We start from the raw sequence: 23,147 nt of genomic DNA on the forward strand, positions 1-23,147 counted from the left end.
CGTGCGGCAGCCATGCCGCGCGGCGTCGTTCGGACCCCTGAAAGCGGCGCGGACGCGCGCGCCCGGCGCCGCGCGCGATCATGCGATTACTGATCGAGACACCGCACGCACAGCCGCTTCGCCTGGCTCGCCGGCAAGCCGCGGCACATCATCACGACCGGGCGCGCATGGCACGACGGGGCGTCGGCGGAGGCGGCCGGCAACGGCAGCCGGCGCGCGCGGTCGGGCGGCGTGGTCGCGGCCGCCTCCATGCGTCGCTGCCGCGCCGGCGGCGGCACGTCGCGCACGACCGGGATCGGTTCGATGCCGCCTTCGTGCGCGTTGCGCTGCGCGCTCGCGACGACGCGGCTCACGTAGCCGCTCGAGAAGCCGGTCGTGAAGTTGCCGCTGTAATAGCACGACAGCGCCGCGCGCAACGCGGCCTGCGTCGCGCGGCCGGTGCCCGACGAGCGTGCGAAGCATTCGGTCAGGATCGCGCCGCCGGCCCGCAGATTGCGGCACGGCTCGAACATCGTCGCTTCGTCGAGCCCGTATTTCGCGAAATTGCGTTCGTTCACCTGCGCGAGACCGACGCTGTAGCTGAAGCCGCGCGACGACAGTTCGCGCGCGGTCGCGCGCGCCTCGTCGAGCGAGGCGGGCTGGCGCGCCAGATGCCCGCCGACCACACCGATCGCATACGGATTGAAGCCCGACTCGGTGCGCACGAGGGCGGCGAGCGTAGCGGGGTCGACGTTCGGCACGCACGCGCGAGCGAGTTGCGCGAAACCGGCGGCGCTGCCGGTTGCCTGCGCGACGCCGGGCTGGCCGCACGCGAGCACGAGCGCGACGAGCGCGGCAACGCACGCGGCGGCGGTTCGCAGGGCGCGTGCGCGCATCATCCGGCTCCGGCGACCCGATACGACAGCACGAGCCCGTGCACGAGCAGCGACCAGCCGTCGAGCGCGACGAACAGGAGCAGCTTGAACGGCACGGAGATCGTGGTCGGCGAGATCATCTGCATCCCTAATGCCAGCAGGATGTTCGCGACCAGCAGGTCGACGACGATGAACACGATGTAGATCACGAAGCCGATCTGGAACGCCTTCGTCAGCTCGGCGAGCGTGAAGCTCGGCACCAGCACGAGCAGGTCGTCGTCCTTGATGCCGTCCGCGCGGTTCTTCGGCCACACCGACGTCGCGGTGCGCACGAAGAATTCGCGATCGCGCTGCCGCGTATGCGAGACGAGGAAATCCTTGATCGGCGGCAGCGCGGCATCGGCGAGCGCGCCGATGTCCGACGTCGACAACTGTCCCGACGCATCGAAGTGGCGCGCCTGCAGCGCGTCGCGGATCGACATCCCGACGGGCGCCATGATGAACAGCGACAGGATCAGCGCGATGCCGTTCAGCACCAGGTTCGGCGGCACCTGCTGGATCCCGAGCGCGGAGCGCAGCAGGCCGAGCACGACCACCAGCTTCGTGTAGCTCGTCACCATCAGCGCCGCGAACGGCGCGATGCCGAGCGCGGCGATCACCGCGATCAGCGCGACCGGATTCGGCAGGTTGCCCATCGTTCAGCGCTCGCGCGGCGCGGGTTGCGTCAGCGTGACGACGCGTACGCCGAGCTTCTGGCCGACCGCGATCAGATGGCCGGTGCCGATCAGCATCCCGTTCGCGACGAGATGGATCACGCTCTGGTTGATGCCCTGCTGCAGCTCGATCACGGCGCCCGGCTGCAGCGCGCTCAGTTCGCCGAGCGGCATCGACGTGGGCGGCAGCTCGAAGCGCAGGTCGACCGCGAGGCCGTCGAGCGAGCGCGGTGCGTCGGCGGGCGGCGCGTCGTGCGTCGTCGTCGGCGCGGAGTCGGTGCGGGTCGGTTCCAAAGGCATCTCCCTGATTCGTTCGACGGTCAGCCGGTTGCCCGACGGCCGTCCGGTGATCTCCCACGCCGGCGCGGCCGGCAGCCGCGCGACGCACAGCAGGTTCTGCTCGTGCGCCTGCCAGCGCTCGATCGCGATGATGTCGCCGCCGACGACGTCGGCCAGTTCGGCCGTCGTCAGCTCGGTGCGGCCGATCTCGAACACGAGCGGCACGGGCAGGCTCGCGTAGGCCGCGCGCGCGTCGGCGAGCGCGGCCGGCGCGGCCGCGAAGAATACGGCCAGCGCATCCGGCGCGTCGAACAGCAGTGCGCCGTGGCAGCGCCACGCGGCGTCGGCGCGCCGCAGCTCGAACCGCAACGCGGACGGCAACGCGTGCCAGGCCGGCGCGTTGTCCGCCGGCGGCAGCAGTTCCACGCGCTGCCGCGTCGCCGTCTGCAGCACGGCCGCGAGCGGCGCGGCGAGATCGGCGAGCAGCGCCGCGCGGATCACGGCCGGAACCGCCGGATCGGCCGCATCGCCGAGCCATTCGGTTTCCGCGATCGGGTCGATCCACAGCGTGCCGGCGGCCGGGCCGACGACGAAACGGTACGCATGTGCATCGGCGGCAGGCTCGGCGTCGACGCGCCAGCACACCTCGTACGCATGCTCGCCGAGCGTGACCGGGACGGCGCCCGTCGCGCAATACGCATGCGACAGCCCACGCGCGGCGGCGGCGGACAGGCGCGGCAGGTAGGGCGACGCGTCGAGCGCGACCGCGGCCGGCGCGGCGGCGGGCGGCGGCGAAGCGGCGGGCATGGCCCGGTTCGCGGCGTCGCCGGCGTCGGCATTCGTCAGGAACAGCGCAGGCACGGCGGGATCGGGGCGGATTCGGCGTCGGTTCGACGGGTTGTTCTGATGCCGGCGGCGCCGAGGGGCGCGCGGCTGCTGCGTCGATTGTAGGGACGGCGATGGCCGCGTGCCGCGCCGGAATCCGTAGTCGCGACCAGCGCGCGCAGACGGCGGGAGCGCGGCGCTACGAAGCGTGACGAAGTGCGGCAGGGTGCAGCGGCGTGCGGCGGCGGGCGATGAAGCGGGCGGCGCGACGGCTGGCGGTCAAAGGCGACCGCCGCCCGGAGGCGGCGGTCGGGGCGCGATTGGCTGACGGGGCCGGACGGCGGGCAGGCCGCATCCGGCTGGCAGGTCGCGAGGGGCTGCGGATCCGCGCAGCGCGGTGGGGAGGCGTTGCCGGCGCGCGGCGAACGGGCGGCGCGCGGGCGAAGCGTTACGCGTAGTCGGCGGACATCGCCGGCTGCGGCGCCGCGCGCATGATCGGCGCCGCGTCGTGGCGCTCGACGTGCGTCATCGCCGCACCGAACAGCACGAGACGATAGCCGACCGCGTAGATCGGGATGATGCGCAGGTTCTTGTCGTGTTCGAGCTGCAGCTTCGAACGGATCCGCGAGATATGAGTGTCGAGCGTGCGCGACGACACGCCGAGCTCGCGGCCCCATACGGCTTCCTGGATTGCCTGCCGCGGCACGATCTTGTTCATGTTGTCGAGCAGGAATTCGACGACGTCGAATTCGCGCGGGGTCACGTCGACGACCTTGTTGTCGATTTCGATCGTGCGGCGGACGAAGTTGATTTTTATGTTGTCGATGTACAGGTATTTGCAATCCATGGTGGCCCTCGCATGTCCGTAAAGGAGTGTTTGCGGGGTCCTGTGCTGCAACTTCCGGGCCAGGGAGATGGTTGTCCGGCGGTGCGAGCCCGCGGCAAGGGCGCGGACGGCGGGGAAGCGTTGAATTTAAAAGAATTTTTAACGGGGAGCGCCGGGCGACCGATGAAAGCGGCCGGGCAATAGTGAAGGATTGTTACGTAGCATCGGGTGGCGACGTTACGGGCGTTACGTCTGACGTAACGTGTGGGGAGGGCATCGTAACAAGCGGCACAACCGGGGTTAGCGGCATGCGATGGGAACCCTACATTGAACCCTACATTTAACTCTACGTGGTTCAATGAAAAATCAATATAAATCAGCAACATAAGTTATTATAATGGCCGACATTGAACCCTACATGGAACCATACAGGGAAGCATGACGACCGTCGCTACCTTCGAACCGTTGTTTCCCGAGGATCGCGTACTCGATCCGCTGCTCGAGCAGGCCGCCGAACTCGTCGATTCTTCGCAGCGGTTGCTTGCCATACGCGATACCCCGTTGGCCACCGCACTCGTGCCGCAATTGCGCGCGATGAACTCGTACTACACGAACAAGATCGAAGGCCAGCACACGACGCCTGCCAAGATCGAGGCGGCGCTGCATCGGGATTATTCGACCGATCTCGTCGAACGCAAGAAGCAGCGCTTTGCGGTCGCGCATATCGCGGCAGAAGCCGCGCTCGAGGAAGAGTGGCGTGCGCTACCGGTCGCTGCGTTGTTCGAGCCGGCGCGGATCTCGGCCATTCACGATCGCTTCTTTTCCTGCCTGCCTGACGACGAGCGAATGACCGCCGACGGCAATGTCGTCGTCCCGGGCGAATTTCGGCGCGGGGACGTGACGGTCGGGCGCCATCTGGCGCCGGAACCGGAAATGATCGCGCCGCTGCTTCAGGTCTGGGCGACACGTTACGCGCGCATTCGGGCCAAGGAATATCAACTGATCGGCATTGCCTGTTCGCATCATCGCCTCGCCTGGGTGCACCCGTTCATGGACGGCAACGGGCGCGTGGCGCGCCTGCATTCGCATCTCGGGTTGCGCGCTGCCGATCTGACCCACGGTCTCTGGTCGCCGCTTCGAGGGCTGGCGCGAGAGCATGAGCAGTATTACGCGAGGCTGAGCGAGGCCGACCAGACGCGTCGCAACGATCTGGACGGCCGTGGCAATCTATCCCAGGAAGGATTGGTCAAGTTCGCCCGGTTTTTTCTCGACTGCTGTCAGGACCAGGTCGGTTTTATGGTGCATATGACCCAGTTCGATGGAGTGACGGGACGGCTGCTGGATTTGCTGAGGTTCCTGGAGGCCAACCCATGGACGATTCGCTCGGAAAAATCCGTGATCAAACCGGAAGCGGCGGCGCTGGCGATGGAGTTCGTGGCGCTGCGCCGGACCGTCACGCGTGCGGAATTCGCGCAGATGCTGGGTGTCAGCGACGTACTGGCGCGCAGGATCGTTCGATCGCTGCTGGACTACGGGCTGCTGACCTCGCCTTCGCATCGCGGCGAGCTTTCTTTTGGATTGCCGTTGAATAGCCTGCGGTTTCTGTTTCCGAGGCTTTGGCCCGAAGTTGAGCAGGAGTGAGCGAGCGTGGCGGGCCGCGTCCTGTCATGCGGCTTCGGCCCGGATGAGCATGGTGTTGACGATGCGTTGAAAAACACCGGCCGCGGCGCATACCTTGCGCCGCAGCCGGCGTCCCGGCCCATCAAGCCTTCGCGCTCTCCGCCGAATCGAACGGCAGCACGTAATGCCGCTTGCCCGTCGCCGCGAAGATCGCGTTCGCCACGGCCGGCCCGACCGGCGCGACGCCCGGCTCGCCGACCCCGGTCGGCGCCTCGGCCGACGGCACGATATGCACCTCGACCTTCGGCATCTCGGCCATCCGCAGCACGTGATAGCCGTCGAAGTTGCGTTGCTCGACCTGGCCGTCCTTCAGCGTGATCGCGCTGTGCATTGCCGCGCCGAGCCCGAAACCGATGCCGCCTTCCATCTGCGCGGCGACGATGTCGGGATTGATCGCGATCCCGCAGTCGACCGCGCACACCACGCGCTCGACCTTCACCTTGCCGTCCGCATCGACCGACACCTCGGCCACCTGCGCGACATAGCTCTTGAACGCCTCGGCCACCGCGATCCCGCGCCCGCGGCCCTTCGGCAGCGGCTTGGCCGGATCCCAGCCGGCCTTCTGCGCGGCCAGCTCCAGCACCGCGCGCATCCGCGGCTCCTTCGCGAGCAGGTCGCGGCGGAACGCGTACGGATCCTTGCCGGCCGCATGCGCGGCTTCGTCGATGAACGCCTCGACCGCGTACGCCGTGTGCGAGCTGCCGACCACGCGCCACCACAGCACCGGCAGGCCGACCTGGGTCGTGGTGAGTTCGACCGACACGTTCGGCACCGCGTACGGCAGATTCGCCGCGCCCTCGACCGACGTCGCGTCGATTCCGTTCTTGACCATGAATGCCTCGAACGGCGTGCCGGCGAGGATCGACTGGCCGACGATCCGGTGACGCCAGCCCACCAGCCGACCGTCCGCGGTCAGGCCCGCGTCGAGCTTGTGGAAGTACATCGGCCGGTAGAAGCCGCCCTGGATGTCGTCCTCGCGGGTCCATTGCAGCTTGACCGGCTTGCCGTCCGCGCCGAGCGCCTTCGCGATCGACACGGCCTCGACCACGTAATCCGACCACGCGTTCGCACGCCGGCCGAAGCTGCCGCCCGCATACAGCGTGTGGATCTTCACCTGTTCGGGCTTCAGTCCCGCGACCTTGGCCGCGTTGCCCTGGTCGACCGTCTGGAACTGGTCGCCGGCCCAGATCTCGCAGCTGTTCGCCGTCAGCTTGACGACCGCGTCGAGCGGCTCCATCGGCGCATGCGCGAGATACGGGAATTCGTACGTCGCGCTGATCTTGCGTGCCGCGCCGGCGATCACCGCATCGGCATCGCCGTCCTTGCGCGCGGACGCGCCCGGCTTCTCGGCGAGTTGCCGGTATTCGCGCATCAGCTCGTCCGAGCCGCGCTTTTCCGCCTTCGTTTCGTCCCAGTCGATCTTCAGCGCGTCGCGGCCCTGTTTCGCGGCCCAGAAGCCCGTCGCGACGACCGCGATACCGCCCGGCACCTGCACGACCGAGACGACGCCCGGCACGGCCTTCGTGGCCGTCGCGTCGAACGATTTCACCGTCGCGCCGAAGCGCGGCGGCCGCTGCAGCAGCGCGACGCGCATGCCGGGGAACGTCGTGTCGAGCGTGAAATGCGCGGTGCCGTTCGATTTCGACGATGCGTCGACGCGCGGAATCCGATGCCCGATCAGCTTGAAATCGGCCGGCTGCTTCAGCGTGACCTTGTCCGGCACCGGCAGCTTCGACGCATCGGCGACGAGCGTGCCGTATGCGGCCGTCTTGCCGCTCTTTGCGTGCGTGACGACGCCGTTGGCGGTGGTCAGTTCGGCGGCCGGCACCTTCCAGCGGGCCGCGGCGGCCGACACGAGCATCGCGCGCGCCTTGCCGCCCGCTTCGCGCAGTTGCTGCCACGAGTTCGACATGGCCGAGCTGCCGCCCGTGCCCTGCATCGTGCCGAACGCGAGGTTCGCATAGCGCTTCGCATCGGCCGGCGCGCTTTCGACGCGCACGCTCGACCAGTCGGCGTCGAGCTCCTCGGCGACGATCGTCGCGATGCCCGTATACGCGCCCTGGCCCATTTCGACGTGCTTCGCGATCACCGTGACGGCGCCGTCGGGCGTGATGCGCAGGAAGGCGTTCGGCGCGAATTCGCCGGCCGGCGCGGTCGCGGCGAGCGCGCGGCGGCCGAGGCCGGCCCAGTCGAAGCCGATGGTCAGGCTGACGGCGGCAGCGGCGCCCGCGGCTTTCAGGAACGTGCGGCGCGACGGGCGCACCGCATCGGTGTGGTCGAGTTCGATCGTCATGGTCAGGCTCCCAGTGTCGCGGCCGCATCGTGGATCGCGGCCCGGATGCGGGCGTAGGTCGCACAGCGGCAGAGGTTGCCGTTCATCGCGGCGTCGATGTCCGCATCGGTCGGCTTCGGGTTCTGTTCGAGCAACGCGGTGGCCGACATGATCTGGCCGGACTGGCAATAGCCGCATTGCGGCACCTGCAGCTTCACCCACGCGGCCTGCACGGCCTGCGCGGGCTTGCTTTGCACGCCTTCGATCGTCGTGACGTGCTTGCCCGCGATGCCGGCGAGCGGCAGCACGCACGAGCGTACGGCCTGGCCTTCGAGATGGATCGTGCACGCGCCGCACTGCGCCATGCCGCAGCCGAATTTCGTGCCGGTCAGTCCCGCGTGTTCGCGAATCGCCCAGAGGACGGGCATCGACGGATCGGCGTCGAGCGTGACGTTCTTGCCGTTCAGGACAAACGAGGTAGGCATGTTGTATGTCTCCGTGGGGAAAACCCGCCTTACGGGCAGGTTAGCCGGGAGTGTGCGCGAGCAGCCCGAATTTGCGTCTACCCAATCCTGCAAATTTATTGAACAATCCTGCAAATCCCCGGCACGCCGCAGGCCGTTTCGCTATGCTCGCGCGACACGGGAAATCATTCGAGGATGCGTCATGGACATGACCGATATCGTCGCGTCGCGCGAATCCGGGCGACGTGAGCTGGCGTCGCTGATCGGCCGTTTCGCGCCGGCGGACGGCTCGCATTCGACGGCCGTGCCGGGCCTGATGCTGCATCGGCACACGCGGCCGGTCGATCTCGGCTGCGGCGTATCGCGCGCCGCGCTGGTGATCGCCGCGCAGGGCGCGAAGCGCGTGATCGTGGCCGGCCAGGCTTACGAATACGACACCCACAATTGCCTGATTACGTCGATCGACTTGCCGATCCTCTCGCGCGTGACGCGTGCGTCGGTGGACGAACCGTATCTGTGCCTGTCGCTGACGCTCGATCCGCAGCGCATCGTCGAGCTGGCGGCCGAGATGCGGCTGCCCGAGCCCGATGCGGGCCCGGAAGGCGAGGGGATTGCGCTCGCGGAGCTGACGCCGCCGCTGCTGGACGCGGCGCTGCGGCTGCTGCGGCTGCTCGATACGCCGGCCGACATCGCGGTCGTCGCGCCGCTGATCGAAAAGGAGGTGCTGTATCGGCTGATGACGAGCGGGCAGGGCACGCGGCTGCGGCACATGGCGATCGCAGGCAGCCAGACGCACCGGATCGCACGCGCGATCGAATGGATCCGCGATCATTTCGCGGAGCCGATGCGCGTCGAATCGCTCGCGCAGGCGGTCAACATGAGCGTGTCGTCGCTGCACCATCATTTCAAGCACGTGACGACGCTCAGCCCGCTGCAGTACCAGAAGCAACTGCGGCTGCACGAGGCGCGGCGGCTGCTGTTGCTGCGGCAGGGCGGCGACGTCGGGTCGGTGGCGGCCGTCGTCGGCTACGAAAGCGCGTCGCAGTTCAGCCGCGAATACAGCCGGCTGTTCGGCGCGCCGCCGATGCGCGACGTCGTGCATCTGCGCAAGAAGGAACTGCTCGGCTGACGGGCGGCGCGCTCCGGTCTTGCGCAGTGCCGACGGTCGCGCCACGGTTCGCGACTGTAATCGTCGCCTGTCCGATGCGGGCCTTCGTCGAAATTGAACGTTTGTGTCTCACGCGCGAACCTTGGGGACAGGGAAGCACCCACGGAGATTGCTGGATCGTTACGGTTCGATGCGACGAAACGCGCGATGAATCAGGCTTTCACGAGATTGAAGACGTGAAAGCCGTCTTGAATCGAAATGTTTCAGTGATGAGAATCAAACGGATAGCCGAGTGAAGATGTCTGTTCGATGAATCGATCGTCGTCGCTTCGTGCGCGAAGGTGAATCGAACGGTGAAAAAATGAAGGCGCCCGTTTGTGTGGGAATTGGACGTTTTCATTCGTTCGGTTATTGCGACTGCAACACGCCCGATGGCACGATTTTTCGCCGCGTGATCGTGCGGGTATTTTCACGGATGAATCAAATTCCTTTTGCATTTCTGGGTGAACCCGTGTTCCGGCCGTATCGGCGGCCGTTCGGCGTGAAGCATCGAGCGACCGGCCCTGGTTCGTCGGGGTAATGGACGGCTGCTGGCATGCCGCAACACGCGGTTTGTCAGTGGAAAAACACGAACCCCGAGCGGTGAGTCGAGATTCGCCTCTCAAGATTGAAACACCCGTTCACACGGGTGTCCGCCAATGCCCAGCGAGCCGGATTCTTCCATCAAATCACGATATTGCGTCACGATCTTCAATGATCGCTGTAGGGGGTGCCTCATTATCGCGATACATTCATGAAACAAAAAAACGCCGTTTCTGGAGAAATGATCAGGCCTGGCGGCCGCACGCCGCATGCAATGCTCGGTGGAATATCGCATGGCATGAGGTTTGCGATATAGGACGCACCGGCGAGCGGTCGACACGATGCAACAACGATGTGGGGGCGGCCAGTTCGTCACATGCCTGTCGGGGAAACGGCGATGAACACTATAAGCAGTGGCATGATCCGCGCATTTCTTGCGCACCAAAGGGGTAGTGGGAACGATCGGGGTAGCGCTTGCGACGCCGTGCCAGCGTCGTCGGTAGCGCGTTGCCTGTTTGCCGCCCTCCGCGCGCGCCGCGTGGTGGCGCGCTCGTCGCTTCGCGCGGCCACCCGCCGACAGCGGCGCTCCACTTCATTCAGCATTCCCGGATGCGGCCTGCTGTTCGTGCCGGACAGCGTGGCGCCGATTCCTCTTCAACCGTGCAGCGCCGTTTCGATCGCGCCGGGCCAGCCCCGGTGCCGGCCGGACTAGATCGAACGCGCGTCGGCCGGTTATCCGGAAGGCCTTTCTTCGTCAGCTCAGGGAGCAGACATGTCGTCTGGCTGCAATGCCGGCCCGTTATCGCCCGGATGAAGGGTGCCTGTCGAGCGGGCACTGCATTTTGCGGTAGTCAATACATTCGCTGATTTTCAATTCCGAAAACGGGCGCCAGTGCCGGCATTCGTTTTCGACGTGGAATTGAAAATCGCGAGCCGGAAAGATGTGCGCGTCATTTTGGTTAATTGAATCAAGGGTGTTTTTTTTGTCATCTCAATGATCGTAAAAATAATAGAAAACACCTACCAATAAACTTTGGCCAACTTAAAAACATAAAACTAGAATTCGGCTGTAAAAATAAAGCGCCGACTTTCGATAAAGTACTGATTTATCAATTTTATAGTAATCCTTAATTTTAAGGATTGCTCGCGGCTGGAAGGTCGATGGCGTGCGATCTTCCGTGCTCATTCTCTCCACGCCGTTAGGAGTCCACCATGAAGAAGCTTCTGATTGCAGCAGCAGTTCTGGCGGTTTCGGGTGCAGCGTTTGCCGGCAGCGGCACGGTGTCGAGCAGCACTTCGTCGAGCGGTGGCCAGACGATGGCCGGGGTTGCCGGGTTCGGCCACTTCTCCGCGACCGATTCGGGCTCGGCGCTCGGCGCAGCCGGCGCAGCGGCCGGTGGCGGCAGCAGCGGTTCGATCTCGTACACGAACCACACGCAAACGTCGACGGTCGGTGGCTTCGGCTTCGGCGGCGCACAAGCGGGCGGCAGCAGCGGCGCGAACGCGGGCTCGACCGGCTGGACGTATCACCACTAAGCCGCGACGCATAGCGTTCGTCATTGGCTGGCGGGTCGGATGCCGGGTCTTGCCCCGCGAGGGCAGGCCCGGCTCCGCCACCGTCGAACTTCCTCACAGCAAGGAATTGCTATGAAAGCCAAAGTCATATTAGCGACAGCGCTCACCGTCATTTCGTCCGCTGCTTTGGCGGCCGGATCGTCCACGACCAACCAGACGCAATCCGTCGCGGCGGGTGTTTCCGGTTCGGTGCTGGTCGGTTCCGGCAGCTATACCAGCAATTCGACTTCGACGGCCGGCGCGAATGCGGGCAGTACCGTGACACCCGCCGGCTCCGCCGGCACGGCGTCCGCGTATCACAACTCGACTTCGACGGCCAGCGGTTGGGGCACGAACGGGGGCGCGTTCGCGGCAGGCGGCGGTATCGGTGCCGCGGGCTCGTTCGCTGGAAACGGCAGCACGAACGAGAACGCGAATGCGCTTTCGGGAGGGGTGACCGCCACGATCGTACTCGGCGCGAACCACTACACGGCCACGGGCGCGAACGACCACGGCAATGCCAACGCGGGTGCCGTGGGATGGACGGGCGGTGGCGGGTCGGGCGCGATCACGGGCTCGAATCACTACAACTCGTCGACCGTGTGGAGTACCGGTCCGGCCGGTTCGCCGTCCGCATCGGGCGGAAGCCAGGGCGACTCGAGCGCGACCGGGAGCAGTCATTAGTCAGGTGTGGGGGGGCCAGTTTCCCAGCGACGCTGGTCTCTTTTCCGCATCGTTGTCACGTAAGGAGTTGGCATGAAGCAGAACCTGATTGCCGCCGCTCTGATGTTCGCGTCTCTGACGGCGTATGGCGCTGACCGTGCTGCCGATGGTGGGCAATCGACTATGCAGACGTCAAACAAACCTGACCAGACAACCAAACCGTCAGAACAACACACGCTTTCGTCGGGCAGTGCCATCGGCGGACCGGACACCCAGCAGTGGCAGGGCATGTCGGCCGGCTCGTGGTCCCAGCTGGGCAGCGGCTGGAAGCAGTTCGGGGAAGCAGCGAAAACTGAAGGCATTCAGGGGAATTAGTACGGTTGCCTGGGTCGGAGGTCAAACCTCGTCCGGAGAGTGAAATGAACAGCAACAGGATCAAGGTGGCATGTGCGGCGATGTTCGCGATGACCACGATCGGTGCCCAGGCGCAAACCGCCGATTCGACGTCGAGTGCGCAATCGTCGACGTCGTCGACGGCGATCAGCCAGGGCGGTGGGTCGAGCATGAACACGAACACCACGAGTTCGCGCGGCGGTAATGCCAGCAGCAGCAGCGGCGTGCGCGGCAGCGGCAATTCGAGCGTGAACGTCAACGTGACGATGCCGTCCGGCACGGCCGGAGGCAACGTGACGCCGCAGAGCGTGAACTCGCTCCAGTCGTCCGGGGCGCCCGGCACCAACCCGTACAACACCCAGATCTCGGAAAACGTCAATTACTCGGGCACGCAGACGATCAAGACGAACCCGTCGATTCAGGCGCCGGGCCTCACGACCACGCTGTCCGATACCTGCATGGGCTCGGTGAGCGTCGGCGTGTCGTTCCCGGGGTTCGGCGCGACCGGCGGCACGACGCTGGTCGACCAGGCCTGCGTGCGGCGTCTCGATGCGCGTGAATTCCGTGCGATGGGCCTGACCGACGTGGCGCTCGCGCTGCTGTGCCAAAGCGACGCGAACCGGCGCGCGGTGGAAGCGACCGGGCACCTGTGCCCGGGTACGACCGCGCCGCTCGCGCGTTCGAACGTGGCGCCCAGCGTCGAAGCGACCGTCGCGGACGACATCAAGTATCGCGATCCGATCGTGCGCGACCGGATGGGCCTGCCGCCGCTCGGCTCGGCCGCACCCGCGCCCGCACCGACGCGCCCGATCGAGACGGCTTCGATGCGCGCTGCGCCCGTTTCGGTGCCGGTCCCGGTCCCGGTGCTCGCGCCTGTCGCCGCCGCGCCGGCCGTCGCGACGCCAGCCGTTGCCGCCGCTGCTCCAGCCGTCGCAGTGCCGACGGTTGCCGCCGCAGTTCCGGCCGCCGCGGCACCGGCTGCTGCTGCCGCGCCTGCTGTCGCCGCCGCACCTGCGGCCTCGGTGGTACCGGCGGCCGCAATGGCAGCCGTGCCGGCTGCAGCCGTCATCGCCGCACCGGCTGTGGCCGACAAGGCAGCGCCGGCACCTGCCGCACCGGTTGCCGATACGAAGGCAGCGGAGCCCGCGCAGCCGGTCGCCGGCAAGGCCGCCGAGCCCGCCCCGGCGGTTGCCGACAAGACGCCCGAGCCTGCCCCGGCCGTCGCGGACAAGGCCCCCGAGCCTGCTCAGCCCGTCGCCGACAAGGCGCCGGAGCCGCTGCCGGCCGCGACCGACACGGCCCAGACCGCCGGCGAGCCGGTTGCCGAACCGATGCCGGCGGCAGCCGTCGTCGCGGCGCCTGCCGCCGATGCGAAGGCGGCCGAGCCGGCGCCGCAGGCAACCGCCGAAGCGCCTGCACCGGAGGCCCCGCAGCCTGCCGTCGGCGCTGCGCCTGCCGACATGCGGGCAGCGGACGCGAAAGCGCCGGACGCAGTGGAATCGGTTGGCACCGCGGCTGCACAAGCCGCCGGCATGCCTGCGCTGACCGATCCGGCGCAAGCGTTGCCGCCGGCCACGGTCGACCAGCAGGCCGCACCGGCGGCACCGATCGCGCCGGCGCCGGCCATCATCTCGACGAGCACCTCGTCGTGAGCATGCGGGTCGGTTTGCCGTGCGACCGGCACGCTGGTCGCACGGCAGGCGCTCGGGCCGATGCCCGACCCGCTTTTCCGGTTTGACGGGTGTTGCTCCCATCCCCGAGGTCAACACCTCTTTTTGCGTGACGAGTGCAAGGAGGCCTCAATCATGAGGATCTTTTTGATCGCTTTGTTGCTGGCCAGCGTGCAAGCCGCTGCGCAGTCGGTTTTCCAGAATCCCGCGGTCTTCGTCATCCTGAACGAGCAGACCCTCGCGAACGCCGCGAGCGTCCAGCAGGCGCTGTCGACGCTTGGCCGTCCCGACAACACGGCATGCGCGCCGATGATGATGATCGGCGATCCACAGATGATCTACATGATGCCGGAAGCGGGTCACGCGCCGTCGTGGCAATCGCCGGTGTACGGCCGGGGTGCGCCGTTCGACGCGCAGAACGGGCCGAAGTCGACCGGCAAGACGGTCGGCGCGATGCAGCACGCCGAGGACATGCAGACGCAGCCGTGGAGCGACGGCAGCACGATCACGCAGCAGATCGCGGGCGAGTCGAGCGTCACGGCGGCGGACCGGGTGAACGAATGGCGGCACACCGGGCTCGACAGGATCGAGACGGCCCGCGCGTCGGACGTGACGGTGAACGGCAGGACCTACCGCGCGTATCGCGACGATCTCAACGGCTCGACGAAGCCTGTCGTCGAGCCGCAGATCTACACGCAGCGCGTCGTGTTCTGCCGATGACGCATCGATTCGAGGACGGAGCGGCGTCGCGCCGCGGGACCACGGGCCCCGCCGCGCGCGATCGGGCAACGGCCGCTCCGATACATACCCTTATGCGGCGAGGCGATCGTGAACCATTGCTGTCAGCTGAGCATGTCGGGCGCCCGGGATGTCGAACGGCAGGTGAGCGCGCTGCCGTTCATCGCGGTCCGGCATCCCCCCGTCGCGCCGTCGCGGCCGCTCGTCTACCTGTCGCGGCAACACGATGCCGCGCTCGTCGATGTGCTCGCGTCGCGCGGCTGGGACGTATGGCACGCCAAAACCGTGGCGGACGCGCTGAATCTCGTCAAGGCGAACCGTCCGCACGCGGGCATCGTCGATTTCGCCGGTTTCGCGGCGCCGGACGTCGCGTCGTTCGAGGCGCTGCTGCGCGACCCGCGCGTCGGCTGGGTCGCGCTCGCCGACGGCGAGCGGCTGCGCAACATCACGATCGCGCGCCTGATCCGCCATTGCTGCTTCGACTACGTGCGCGATGCGACCGCCTACACGACGATCGGCTATCTCGTCGGCCATGCATACGGGATGCTGACGCTCGCGGACGGCGACCCGGCCGCGGAAGCGCCGCCGCCCGGCGGCGCGATGATCGGCGCGTGCGACGCGATGCGCCGGCTGTTCGCGACGATCCGCAAGGTCGCGAACACCGAGGCGACCGTGTTCATCGCCGGCGAATCCGGCACTGGCAAGGAACTGACGGCGGCGGCGATCCACCGGCAGTCGTCGCGTGCCGACGCACCGTTCGTCGCCGTGAACTGCGCGGCCATCCCGACGACGCTGCTGCAGGCCGAACTGTTCGGCCACGAGCGCGGCGCGTTCACCGGCGCGCACCAGCGCACGATCGGCCGCATCGAGGCCGCGCACGGCGGCACGCTGTTTCTCGACGAAATCGGCGACATGCCGTTCGAGAGCCAGGCGAGCCTGCTGCGGTTCCTGCAGGAGGGCAAGATCGAGCGGCTCGGCGGGCACGCGTCGATTCCGGTGGACGTGCGGATCGTGTCGGCGACCCACGTCGATCTCGAGGCCGCGATGCAGGCCGGGCGATTCCGCGCCGACCTGTACTACCGCCTGTGCGTGCTGCGTATCGACGAGCCGCCGCTGCGCATGCGCGGCCGCGACATCATGCTGCTCGCCGATCACGTGCTGCGGCGCTACCGCGGCGACGGCTCGTACCGGATTCGCGGCTTCACGCCGTGCGCGATCGCGGCGATCCACAACTATCCGTGGCCCGGCAACGTGCGCGAGCTGATCAACCGGATCCGCTTCGCGGTCGTGATGACGAACGGCCCGCTGATCTCGGCCGCCGATCTCGAGTTGCGCCCGTACACGTCGTTGCGGCCACCGACGCTCGCGCAGGCGCGCCGGCAGGCCGAGCGGCACGCGATCGAGGAAACGCTGCTGCGTCACCGCCACCAGCATGCGGATGCCGCGGCGGAGCTCGGCGTCTCGCGCGCGACGCTGTACCGGCTGATGAACACGCACGGGCTGCATGACTGACGCGCCGCGGCGCGCGACCGCTCAAGACCGCGCGGCGGCAGCCGTTAAAACAGCAAATGGCCGCGGCCGGCGCGCGCATCGATCGGCGCGCAACCGGCACGCGGCGCATCACGTTTATCCGAGGTCATCGTGGCAGAGTGCAATCACTGCGGCAGGACGTTCCTGGTCGGCGGGCGGTCGATCGACGGCCGCCGCTATTGCAGCCCGGCATGCGCACGGGCGCATCCGGTCGTCGTCGAGGCCGAACGGGTGCCCGACGCGAAGGTGCGGCAGTACGTCGACGACTGGCGCTACGGGCCTTGCCCGATCTGCCTGCGCGAAGGGCGGCCGGTCGACGTCCACGCGTCGCATCGCGTCGTGTCGCTCGTGTTCGTCACGCGCTGGGCGACGCGGCGCCACGTGTGCTGCCGCCGTTGCGGCCGCAGAAAGCAGGCGGTCGCGCTGCTCGCGTCGGCCACGCTCGGCTGGTGGGGGCTGCCGTGGGGCATCGTGCTGACGCCGATCCAGCTCGCGCGCAACGTGCTGGGCCTGGCCGCGCGCGATCCCGAGGCCGCGACGCCGCAGTTCGAGGCGCTCGTGCGGCGCAAGCTGGCCGCGCGCCGGCTCGCGCGGGCCGAGCGGGGCGCCCGGGCCTGATCGCCCGCCTCGGCGCGCCGTGCGCGCTTAGGGCCTGAACAGGCCCTGAGCCGGCCCTATGCCGGCCGGTCGAAGCCCGATGCGACCCAGCGTTCGGCGCTGGCCTTGTTGAGCTTGAACCCGGCCGACACCTTCGCGTCGGCCAGCAGCTCGCCATACGGATCGAACGCCTTGAGCTGCGCATACGGCTCGAACTCGTCCGGCACGATGTCGAGCGTCACCGAGACATCCTGCCCGGCTTCGTCCTGCACCGTCACTTCCTTGTGCAGCAGCGCGCGCCGCTGCTGTTCGTGCCGCATCAGCACTTCGGTCGCGGTTTTCACGAGCGTGCGGAACGCGTTCGCGTCCATCGGCTTCGGGTTCTTCTTGTCGCGGCCCATGGTCCACGGCCCGACGAGCGCGGGCTCGGACTCGCCGTCCTTGACCATCTCGACGGCCCAGCCGTCGTCGTCTTCGTTCTTGATGATGCGGGCCGTCCAGCCGTTGTCGCGCCAGAGGCCGTCTTCGTGGATGGAGGTGTCGTCGGATTGCAGGTCGGAATCGGTCATGAGCAAAGCGGGAGGTCGGGCAAGCCGGCGAAGGGGCGGTGGCGCGCGGCCGGCATCGGCGCGTCGCTCGCCGCCGGCGGCCCGGGGTGGCATGCAAACGCGCAATTTTACCTGCTGACCGGTCGTGCGGCGCGCAATACCGGCCATCGGGCCGATGCCGCGACGGTCGATCGACGGCCGCCGGGCGTCGAGCCGGTGCAAATATCAAACCAGTATTACGTCTTCGGCGGCCAATTCGTACACCGTCCGATATCGCGAGCGGGCATACGTTCATAGAATCGACATTCGGGCTAAAAATAGCCTGAATATCCTTTCAACGCCCAACCAGTCGCGCGCGTTCCGCGTGGCGCGGCCGGTGAACCACCAGGAATTGCGCATGAGGAAATTCAATGTTCGCATCGTCGTCGCGTACGACTGGCCGTTGACGCTGGCCGGTATCGAGCAGATCGCAGGTGGCGCCTGCGCGATCGAGCTCGCCGCCGTCTATCGGAGCGCGGCCGAACTGGTCGCGTCGCTCGGCGGCGTCGACTGTGACGTCGTGCTGGTCGACTATGCGATTCGCGGCGACGAGCAGATGGACGGCCTCGCGCTGTTCGACTGGCTGCGCCGCACGCGGCCGAACGTCGGGATCGTCGCGCTGGTCGCGAACGAGAACCCGCTGATCTTCCGGTCGATCGTCGCGATCGGCGGCGTGAGCGTCGTCAGCAAGCTCGACGAGGTCGGCCATATCGTCACGGCGATCCATTCGAGCTACAGCGGCGCGACCTACCTGTCCCCGTCCGTGCGCCGCGCGGTCGAAGCGCTCGGCACGCGCGGCGATACGCCCGTGAAGCTGTCGGCGCGCGAGATCGAGGTGATTCGCCTGTATCTGTCGGGCGTGCCGATCAAGACGATCGCGCAGCGCCTGAGCAAGGGCAAGCAGACGGTCAGCGCGCAGAAGATCAGCGCGATGAAGAAGCTCGGCGCGAGCAACGACGTCGAGCTGATCCAGCGCGCGGCGGGGCTGGGGCTCGGGAGCGGCGAGGCCGCGCGGCGGGCGGGCAGCGCGGCGTGAGTGCGGGGCGGGCTTGCCGTCAGGCCGGCAGCGCGAACCGCGTCACCGCGTCGCGCAGCGCCTCGGCCTGGTCGCGCAGCGAATGCGCGGCGGCCGCGGCCTGTTCGACGAGTGCCGCGTTCTGCTGCGTGACCTGATCCATCTCGCCCACCGCGCGGTTGACCTGCTCGATCCCGGCGCTCTGCTCGCGCGATGCGTGGCTGATTTCGTCGAGGATCTCGTTCACGCGCCGCACCGACTGCACGATCTCGGTCATCGTCTCGCCCGCGTGCGTGACGAGCGTCGCGCCGTGCTGGACCGTCTCGTTCGACGACACGATCAGCGACTTGATCTCCTTGGCCGCCGTCGCCGAGCGTTGCGCGAGCGACCGCACTTCGGCCGCGACCACCGCGAAGCCGCGGCCCTGTTCGCCGGCCCGCGCCGCTTCGACGGCCGCGTTCAGCGCGAGGATGTTGGTCTGGAACGCGATCCCGTCGATCACGCCGATGATGTCGCCGATCTTGTGCGAGCGATCGGTGATCTCGTTCATCGTGCGCACGACGTCGTCGACCACTTCGCTGCCGCGCGTCGCGACCTGCGCGGCCTGGCCGGCGAGCGACGCGGCCTGCGCCGCGCTGTCCGCGTTCTGTTTTACGTTCGCGGTCATCTCGTCCATGCTCGACGCGGTCTGCACGAGCGCGGCCGCCTGTTCCTCGGTGCGCTGCGACAGGTCGGTGTTGCCGGATGCGATCTCGCTCGCGCCGACGTTGATGTTCTCGGTGCCCATCCGCACGCGCGACACCATGTCGATCAGCCCGCCCTGCATCGTATGCAGCGCATGCAGCAGGCTGCCGCGATCGTCGTGCTTCACGGTCACGCGCGCGGTCAGGTCGCCCTGCGCGATGCGCTGCGCGGCGTCGAGCGCCGCTTCGAGCTCGCCGCCGAGGCTCGCGCGCACGCTTTTCAGCACCAGCACCATCACGGCCGTCGCGATCGCGCCGAGCACGGCCGTCATCGCGAACCAGCGGCCGACGCTCGCGAGCACCGCCGAGCGCACGTCGTCCATGTACATGCCGGTCACCAGATACCAGTCCCACGGCGCGAAGCGCTGCACGGCGCTGGTCTTGTCCTGCGGCTTGTCCGCGCCCGGCTTCGGCCACAGATATTCGACGAAACCCTTGCCGCCTGCCGCGTTGCCGGCCTTCACGATCTCGACGAACAGGTGCTGGCCGTTCGGATCGGTGAAGTTCGACACGTCCTTGCCGTTGAGCTCGGCCTTGATCGGATGCATCACGATCACCGGCTTCGAATCGTTGACCGACACATAGCCGTCGGCGCCGTGGCGCATCGCGGCGATCGCCTCGAGCGCCTTCTGCTTCGCATCGGCTTCCGGCAGCGCGTTCTGCTGCGACAGCTTGTAGTAGTGATCGGTCACGCTCGCGGCCTGCGCAACCAGCGACGCAAGCTGGTCGCGGCGGTCCGCGATCATCGACGCGCGGGTCTGCCATGCGCCGAGCCCGGCGATCACGAGCAGGCCGAGCCACAGGATGACGATCATCGAGGCGAGTTTCTGATTCAGGGAGAGATTGCGCATGGTATGAGGTCGGTCAGTCGTGGAAGCTCGCCGGGACGGCGTGACGGGATACATGTTTTGACGGCGTGAAACGCGCGGCGCCGTAGGCGGGAAATCCCTTAGAAGATGCTGCGAAATCAATCGGACGCTGTCTTGCGTTTGTTCCAGCAAATCAAGCAGCACGCGAGCGAGAGGAATGCCTCGTGCACGTGTGCGTACCGTTCGTAGCGAATCTTGAGGCGGCTGCGAAAAAGTTAACAGACCTAAGCCGTGATTTCGCAACAGCTTCTATGCGGCGCGTTATAAGGCGTCGCGCCGGACCGGAAAACGAACCCCTCCGCGCCTTCACAGGCCGGGGGGAGGTGCGATCCAGTGACCAGGATTCGTATGGAGAATTCGAGTTGTGGCCGTAACTATCGACATTGGCTCAGGAAAGCGCGCTACGCTGTCCAGTGACAGCGGGGCAATTCGGCCTGCGGAACAGCGCGCGGCTGTCTCAGAATTAATGCTCCATTGGCCGAAGTATTCCGCATTGATGGCGGAGGCTGCCAGCTACCTTCGGGAACTCGGGCTTGCCGGGTCGTTGTCCGGCGATCCCGTCGCCGCGCTTAGGTCAGCGATAGAGGACGGCCGGGTTACCGTCTCGATCGATAGGCCCGTGGCAAGTGGGGGTGCTGGGGGCGGTGGCGGACCATCAACACCGCCTTTCCCAAAGGGCAGTAGGTTTGCCAGTGTGCCGAGGATGGCTGCGCTTCCAGCGGACAAGCCGATACCGTCTTGGGCCGTACCAAGCGATGTGTCAGCCGGTGAACTCATGAGTTACCTTCAAAGTGTCGTTGCCGGTACTGGCGGCGCACTAGCAGGCGGTACGCCTCAACTTGCGAACTCGTTTGGATCGGGTTCGCCGCTAGGTGATGCGAACGTGTTTGACTACGCTGATAGCCCTTTGAGCGGTGACATTCAAGAGCTGGCGGCAAGCACGACTAACCCGAACTTTGCGGCGAAAATGCTTGGTTACCAGCGTAAAATCTTCGGCAACATGATCCACCAAATGAAAGACGCGAATGATTTGGGAGGGGCCGATAACGTTCTCTGGCACGACAACGGAGACGTTGAATTCAAAGGTGTCGTGATCGACAACATGCACAACTACGGGGACTGAGCGGATCATGAAAAAACAGCAACTTGCACATGCATCATTCTCTATTTCAGGCGATCGCGTCGTCCCCAAATTTTGGACAGACTATTTCCGCGTCGTACCCGATACGGAGGTAACGAAAGGGGAGCGGGTAAACGATCCGACAGGACAGGGGCGCGTCATAACGCGTCGCACGAGTGTTTGGGCGGTTCGCAGTGACGGCGCTGTCCACAGTGATCAACTGGAACCCCATCTTCGCTATCTCATCAAGCATCTGTCTTTGCCGCGCCCGGACCTGCGCGGGCTTATCGACGGTGCGGGCGCTCGGGTCCGTCTCCGCTGCTATTGGGACAACGAGAGCGGTAAGCGCGTGCCGGACGTGCCGGACGATATCCGGGCTCTTGTGGAATCGCTCGGAGGCGAGGTCGAGGTCGATGAATACCGATAGCGCGGATCAACGCACCACTGAGAAGTACATGGCATTGCATTGGAGGGTTGTTCAGTCAAGCGACGTACTATCAAACTGAGCGTGCTTGTTGTCGTATGTGCAGCGATTTTTTTGAAAAATATCGATGGATAACAAAGATCATATAAAGGACACTTTCGATCTTGAAAGAGGTAGGGCGATCGACGCATTTGCGAACATTGAGAGCCAGCTTTGCTGGGTTATGGCTGATGCGGGAAAAATTGACCATCAGATTGCATCTGTCATTTTTTACTCAAATATTTCAATGAGTCCACGGATTGAAATCGTGACCGCCATTCTAGAGGCGTCCTGCGGAGATCAATTCAAGAAATTTTGGGATTCGGTGCGCAAGATCGTTGCTTCGATAAATAAGCAAAGAAATAAAATCGTGCACTGGCACGATTACCCTGTATTCGAAGGGGCAGATATAAAGTATGTGGCTGAAGTTTTGATTCATCCTGTTATAGGTGATAAAAATGCAAAACTCCCCCAACTGGCGATTGATGATCTTCGTCAATTTATTAAAAAGGCGAAATACACCTCTAAGGTTCTTGGGGTGTTTAGAAGGTGTTTTGATGAAAGGTTGGGTGACGCGATAGTTCGTCGTGACATTGAAAAATTTTCAGATGCGGAAATTACATTTCCACCACGTAAAAATGATTTATTTTTCAGCTAAATGATTTCTCGTTTTCTTTCGAAGTGCAGCGTACCGTACGCTGCCCCTGAGATCTCTTCGGTCGGCTGGGGACACCCACGAAAATCCACGAAAAACCAACAAAAGCCCCGGCACCTTCATTAGGTCCGGGTTTTTTTCATTTACTCAACAAGGATGACGCCGCGCAGTGCTGCCTTTTCTGCAACCGTCGATTAACCAGTACAGACGCGGCTCGACGCTCAAAGCGAATGCGAGGACGACGAAAATTGTGCAGCCATGCGTGAGTACGCTCGACCACCCAGCGGAGCTTGCTAGTCCGCTGCCGCATTCCATACGGCGCAGGGCGATCACCGGTTCGATACCACGCGCACGAAGCCGCTGACGATGCGGCTCGGAGTCATAGCCTCGATCTGCGTAGATGACTTCGGGCTTGCGAAGCAGTCGGCCGCGTACGCCGCGAAGTGGCGGGACCGCGTCGATGAGCGGCAGCAGCTAGGTAACGTCGTTGCGATTCGCGCGAATCAGGATGGCACCGATGGGGACGCCATTGGCGTCGACGAGGATGTGATGCTTCGAACCTGGTCGCGAGCGATCGATGGGGGTCGGGCCAGTTTTTCGCCCGCCCCAACGGCTCGCACCGACGATGAATCGACCGCTGCCCGTGAGAAATCGAGTTCGCCGGCTTCGCGTAACTTCGCAAGCAGCAGTTCGTGCAACGCGCTCCACACGCCGGCCCTTTGCCAGTCGCGCAAACGCTTCCAGCAGGTCGGCCCTGAGCCAAATCCCAGCTTGGTCCAGAGGTCGCACCAGCGTATCCCGGTCTTGAATACGTTCAGGATGCCGTCCAGTGCCGCCCGGTTGGAAACCGGGAGCCGTCCTGGGTGTTTCTTGCGGCGTGGCTTTGGCGGTGGCAGCACGCTAAGAAGCGGTCATTTCCCGATGCCCGTTACGCGGGCGCGGGCATC

22 protein-coding genes and 1 pseudogene are annotated in these 23,147 nt (G+C 65.8%); 14 read left to right on the forward strand and 9 right to left on the reverse strand.

What is annotated here, in order from left to right; translation table 11 throughout:
* Window positions 1-86 precede the first annotated feature (86 nt).
* From KR541_RS24285 to KR541_RS24300, 4 genes are all read right to left on the reverse strand, one after another.
* Window positions 87-875: a lytic transglycosylase domain-containing protein gene (locus tag KR541_RS24285; protein WP_216089849.1), complete on the reverse strand. Its 789-nt coding sequence runs from the start codon at window positions 873-875 to the stop codon at window positions 87-89.
* Window positions 875-1,549, reverse strand: coding sequence for a type III secretion system export apparatus subunit SctR (gene sctR, locus KR541_RS24290; RefSeq protein WP_006480865.1), 675 nt, complete (start codon window positions 1,547-1,549; stop codon window positions 875-877). The genes KR541_RS24285 and sctR overlap by 1 nt, the downstream gene beginning before the upstream one ends.
* Window positions 1,550-1,552: 3 nt before the next feature.
* Window positions 1,553-2,707: a type III secretion system cytoplasmic ring protein SctQ gene (gene sctQ / locus KR541_RS24295; RefSeq protein WP_050015043.1), complete on the reverse strand. Its 1,155-nt coding sequence runs from the start codon at window positions 2,705-2,707 to the stop codon at window positions 1,553-1,555.
* A 412-nt stretch (window positions 2,708-3,119) separates the two neighbouring features.
* Window positions 3,120-3,518, reverse strand: a complete 399-nt coding sequence (locus KR541_RS24300; protein ID WP_050015044.1) for a winged helix-turn-helix domain-containing protein — start codon at window positions 3,516-3,518, stop codon at window positions 3,120-3,122.
* A 417-nt stretch (window positions 3,519-3,935) separates the two neighbouring features.
* Between KR541_RS24300 and KR541_RS24305 the strand changes: the two genes are divergently transcribed.
* Window positions 3,936-5,138: a Fic family protein gene (locus KR541_RS24305; RefSeq protein ID WP_050015046.1), complete on the forward strand. Its 1,203-nt coding sequence runs from the start codon at window positions 3,936-3,938 to the stop codon at window positions 5,136-5,138.
* A gap of 121 nt (window positions 5,139-5,259) precedes the next feature.
* Here KR541_RS24305 and KR541_RS24310 read toward each other — a convergent pair whose 3' ends face one another.
* Together KR541_RS24310 and KR541_RS24315 are read right to left on the reverse strand one after the other, a co-directional pair.
* Complete coding sequence (locus tag KR541_RS24310) at window positions 5,260-7,470, reverse strand: xanthine dehydrogenase family protein molybdopterin-binding subunit (RefSeq protein WP_216089850.1); 2,211 nt, start codon at window positions 7,468-7,470, stop codon at window positions 5,260-5,262.
* 2 nt (window positions 7,471-7,472) lie between these two features.
* Window positions 7,473-7,934, reverse strand: a complete 462-nt coding sequence (locus KR541_RS24315; RefSeq protein WP_050015050.1) for a (2Fe-2S)-binding protein — start codon at window positions 7,932-7,934, stop codon at window positions 7,473-7,475.
* Window positions 7,935-8,115: 181 nt separating this feature from the next.
* On the opposite strand from KR541_RS24315, the gene KR541_RS24320 reads away from it, so the two are divergent.
* The 9 genes from KR541_RS24320 to KR541_RS24360 all read left to right on the forward strand — a co-directional run bounded on the left by KR541_RS24320 (window position 8,116) and on the right by KR541_RS24360 (window position 16,769).
* Window positions 8,116-9,042 (forward strand): AraC family transcriptional regulator, encoded by a 927-nt coding sequence (locus KR541_RS24320; protein WP_050015052.1) that lies wholly within the window; start codon window positions 8,116-8,118, stop codon window positions 9,040-9,042.
* A gap of 340 nt (window positions 9,043-9,382) precedes the next feature.
* Entirely contained in the window at window positions 9,383-9,601 is a 219-nt protein-coding gene (locus KR541_RS24325) for a hypothetical protein (protein ID WP_162484455.1), read from the forward strand.
* A 1,214-nt stretch (window positions 9,602-10,815) separates the two neighbouring features.
* A complete protein-coding gene (locus tag KR541_RS24330) occupies window positions 10,816-11,139 on the forward strand; it encodes a hypothetical protein (RefSeq protein ID WP_050015054.1) in 324 nt (107 codons plus the stop codon).
* Between the two features lie 111 nt (window positions 11,140-11,250).
* Entirely contained in the window at window positions 11,251-11,841 is a 591-nt protein-coding gene (locus KR541_RS24335) for a hypothetical protein (protein WP_050015056.1), read from the forward strand.
* A 72-nt stretch (window positions 11,842-11,913) separates the two neighbouring features.
* A complete protein-coding gene (locus KR541_RS24340; RefSeq protein WP_050015058.1) occupies window positions 11,914-12,195 on the forward strand; it encodes a hypothetical protein in 282 nt (93 codons plus the stop codon).
* A 44-nt stretch (window positions 12,196-12,239) separates the two neighbouring features.
* Window positions 12,240-13,865, forward strand: coding sequence for a chemotaxis protein CheA (locus KR541_RS24345; protein ID WP_216089851.1), 1,626 nt, complete (start codon window positions 12,240-12,242; stop codon window positions 13,863-13,865).
* 153 nt (window positions 13,866-14,018) lie between these two features.
* Window positions 14,019-14,603 carry a hypothetical protein gene (locus KR541_RS24350; RefSeq protein ID WP_124595230.1) on the forward strand — a complete coding sequence of 195 codons (585 nt, stop codon included), beginning with the start codon at window positions 14,019-14,021 and terminating at the stop codon, window positions 14,601-14,603.
* A gap of 108 nt (window positions 14,604-14,711) precedes the next feature.
* A complete protein-coding gene (locus KR541_RS24355; protein ID WP_425542634.1) occupies window positions 14,712-16,133 on the forward strand; it encodes a sigma-54 dependent transcriptional regulator in 1,422 nt (473 codons plus the stop codon).
* A 129-nt stretch (window positions 16,134-16,262) separates the two neighbouring features.
* Window positions 16,263-16,769 (forward strand): hypothetical protein, encoded by a 507-nt coding sequence (locus KR541_RS24360; protein WP_050015065.1) that lies wholly within the window; start codon window positions 16,263-16,265, stop codon window positions 16,767-16,769.
* A gap of 56 nt (window positions 16,770-16,825) precedes the next feature.
* On the opposite strand, the gene KR541_RS24365 is transcribed toward KR541_RS24360, so the two are convergent.
* On the reverse strand, window positions 16,826-17,317 hold the full coding sequence (locus KR541_RS24365) for a hypothetical protein (protein WP_011547320.1): 492 nt from the start codon (window positions 17,315-17,317) through the stop codon (window positions 16,826-16,828).
* A gap of 376 nt (window positions 17,318-17,693) precedes the next feature.
* On the opposite strand from KR541_RS24365, the gene KR541_RS24370 reads away from it, so the two are divergent.
* Window positions 17,694-18,371 (forward strand): LuxR C-terminal-related transcriptional regulator, encoded by a 678-nt coding sequence (locus tag KR541_RS24370; protein WP_050015069.1) that lies wholly within the window; start codon window positions 17,694-17,696, stop codon window positions 18,369-18,371.
* Window positions 18,372-18,390: 19 nt separating this feature from the next.
* Here KR541_RS24370 and KR541_RS24375 read toward each other — a convergent pair whose 3' ends face one another.
* On the reverse strand, window positions 18,391-19,944 hold the full coding sequence (locus KR541_RS24375) for a methyl-accepting chemotaxis protein (protein WP_089489539.1): 1,554 nt from the start codon (window positions 19,942-19,944) through the stop codon (window positions 18,391-18,393).
* Window positions 19,945-20,737: 793 nt separating this feature from the next.
* Between KR541_RS24375 and KR541_RS36795 the strand changes: the two genes are divergently transcribed.
* The 3 genes from KR541_RS36795 (at window position 20,738) to KR541_RS24390 (ending at window position 22,203) form a co-directional block, all read left to right on the forward strand.
* Window positions 20,738-21,085 carry a hypothetical protein gene (locus KR541_RS36795; protein ID WP_239468980.1) on the forward strand — a complete coding sequence of 116 codons (348 nt, stop codon included), beginning with the start codon at window positions 20,738-20,740 and terminating at the stop codon, window positions 21,083-21,085.
* Between the two features lie 7 nt (window positions 21,086-21,092).
* On the forward strand, window positions 21,093-21,509 hold the full coding sequence (locus KR541_RS24385; RefSeq protein WP_089489538.1) for a DUF4279 domain-containing protein: 417 nt from the start codon (window positions 21,093-21,095) through the stop codon (window positions 21,507-21,509).
* A 124-nt stretch (window positions 21,510-21,633) separates the two neighbouring features.
* Window positions 21,634-22,203: a hypothetical protein gene (locus KR541_RS24390; RefSeq protein WP_216089852.1), complete on the forward strand. Its 570-nt coding sequence runs from the start codon at window positions 21,634-21,636 to the stop codon at window positions 22,201-22,203.
* A gap of 136 nt (window positions 22,204-22,339) precedes the next feature.
* Here KR541_RS24390 and KR541_RS24395 read toward each other — a convergent pair.
* Window positions 22,340-23,099 (reverse strand): annotated as a pseudogene (locus tag KR541_RS24395) (IS5 family transposase).
* Window positions 23,100-23,147: the final 48 nt, after the last annotated feature.

Origin of the sequence: Burkholderia sola, assembly GCF_905400185.1 — a bacterium.
GTDB classification, from domain to species: domain Bacteria; phylum Pseudomonadota; class Gammaproteobacteria; order Burkholderiales; family Burkholderiaceae; genus Burkholderia; species Burkholderia sola.

Coding starts and splice junctions, on each gene's coding strand:
- KR541_RS24365 (WP_011547320.1), bottom strand. CDS start 17,317: ATGACCGATTCCGACCTGCAATCCGACGACACCTCCATCCACGAAGAC.
- KR541_RS24350 (WP_124595230.1), top strand. CDS start 14,019: ATGAGGATCTTTTTGATCGCTTTGTTGCTGGCCAGCGTGCAAGCCGCT.
- KR541_RS24370 (WP_050015069.1), top strand. CDS start 17,694: ATGAGGAAATTCAATGTTCGCATCGTCGTCGCGTACGACTGGCCGTTG.
- KR541_RS24330 (WP_050015054.1), top strand. CDS start 10,816: ATGAAGAAGCTTCTGATTGCAGCAGCAGTTCTGGCGGTTTCGGGTGCA.
- KR541_RS24375 (WP_089489539.1), bottom strand. CDS start 19,944: ATGCGCAATCTCTCCCTGAATCAGAAACTCGCCTCGATGATCGTCATC.
- KR541_RS24325 (WP_162484455.1), top strand. CDS start 9,383: ATGAAGGCGCCCGTTTGTGTGGGAATTGGACGTTTTCATTCGTTCGGT.
- sctR (WP_006480865.1), bottom strand. CDS start 1,549: ATGGGCAACCTGCCGAATCCGGTCGCGCTGATCGCGGTGATCGCCGCG.
- KR541_RS24340 (WP_050015058.1), top strand. CDS start 11,914: ATGAAGCAGAACCTGATTGCCGCCGCTCTGATGTTCGCGTCTCTGACG.
- KR541_RS24315 (WP_050015050.1), bottom strand. CDS start 7,934: ATGCCTACCTCGTTTGTCCTGAACGGCAAGAACGTCACGCTCGACGCC.
- KR541_RS24345 (WP_216089851.1), top strand. CDS start 12,240: ATGAACAGCAACAGGATCAAGGTGGCATGTGCGGCGATGTTCGCGATG.
- KR541_RS24320 (WP_050015052.1), top strand. CDS start 8,116: ATGGACATGACCGATATCGTCGCGTCGCGCGAATCCGGGCGACGTGAG.
- KR541_RS24305 (WP_050015046.1), top strand. CDS start 3,936: ATGACGACCGTCGCTACCTTCGAACCGTTGTTTCCCGAGGATCGCGTA.
- KR541_RS24390 (WP_216089852.1), top strand. CDS start 21,634: ATGGATAACAAAGATCATATAAAGGACACTTTCGATCTTGAAAGAGGT.
- KR541_RS24385 (WP_089489538.1), top strand. CDS start 21,093: ATGAAAAAACAGCAACTTGCACATGCATCATTCTCTATTTCAGGCGAT.
- KR541_RS24285 (WP_216089849.1), bottom strand. CDS start 875: ATGCGCGCACGCGCCCTGCGAACCGCCGCCGCGTGCGTTGCCGCGCTC.
- KR541_RS24335 (WP_050015056.1), top strand. CDS start 11,251: ATGAAAGCCAAAGTCATATTAGCGACAGCGCTCACCGTCATTTCGTCC.
- KR541_RS24310 (WP_216089850.1), bottom strand. CDS start 7,470: ATGACGATCGAACTCGACCACACCGATGCGGTGCGCCCGTCGCGCCGC.
- KR541_RS36795 (WP_239468980.1), top strand. CDS start 20,738: ATGAGTTACCTTCAAAGTGTCGTTGCCGGTACTGGCGGCGCACTAGCA.
- KR541_RS24300 (WP_050015044.1), bottom strand. CDS start 3,518: ATGGATTGCAAATACCTGTACATCGACAACATAAAAATCAACTTCGTC.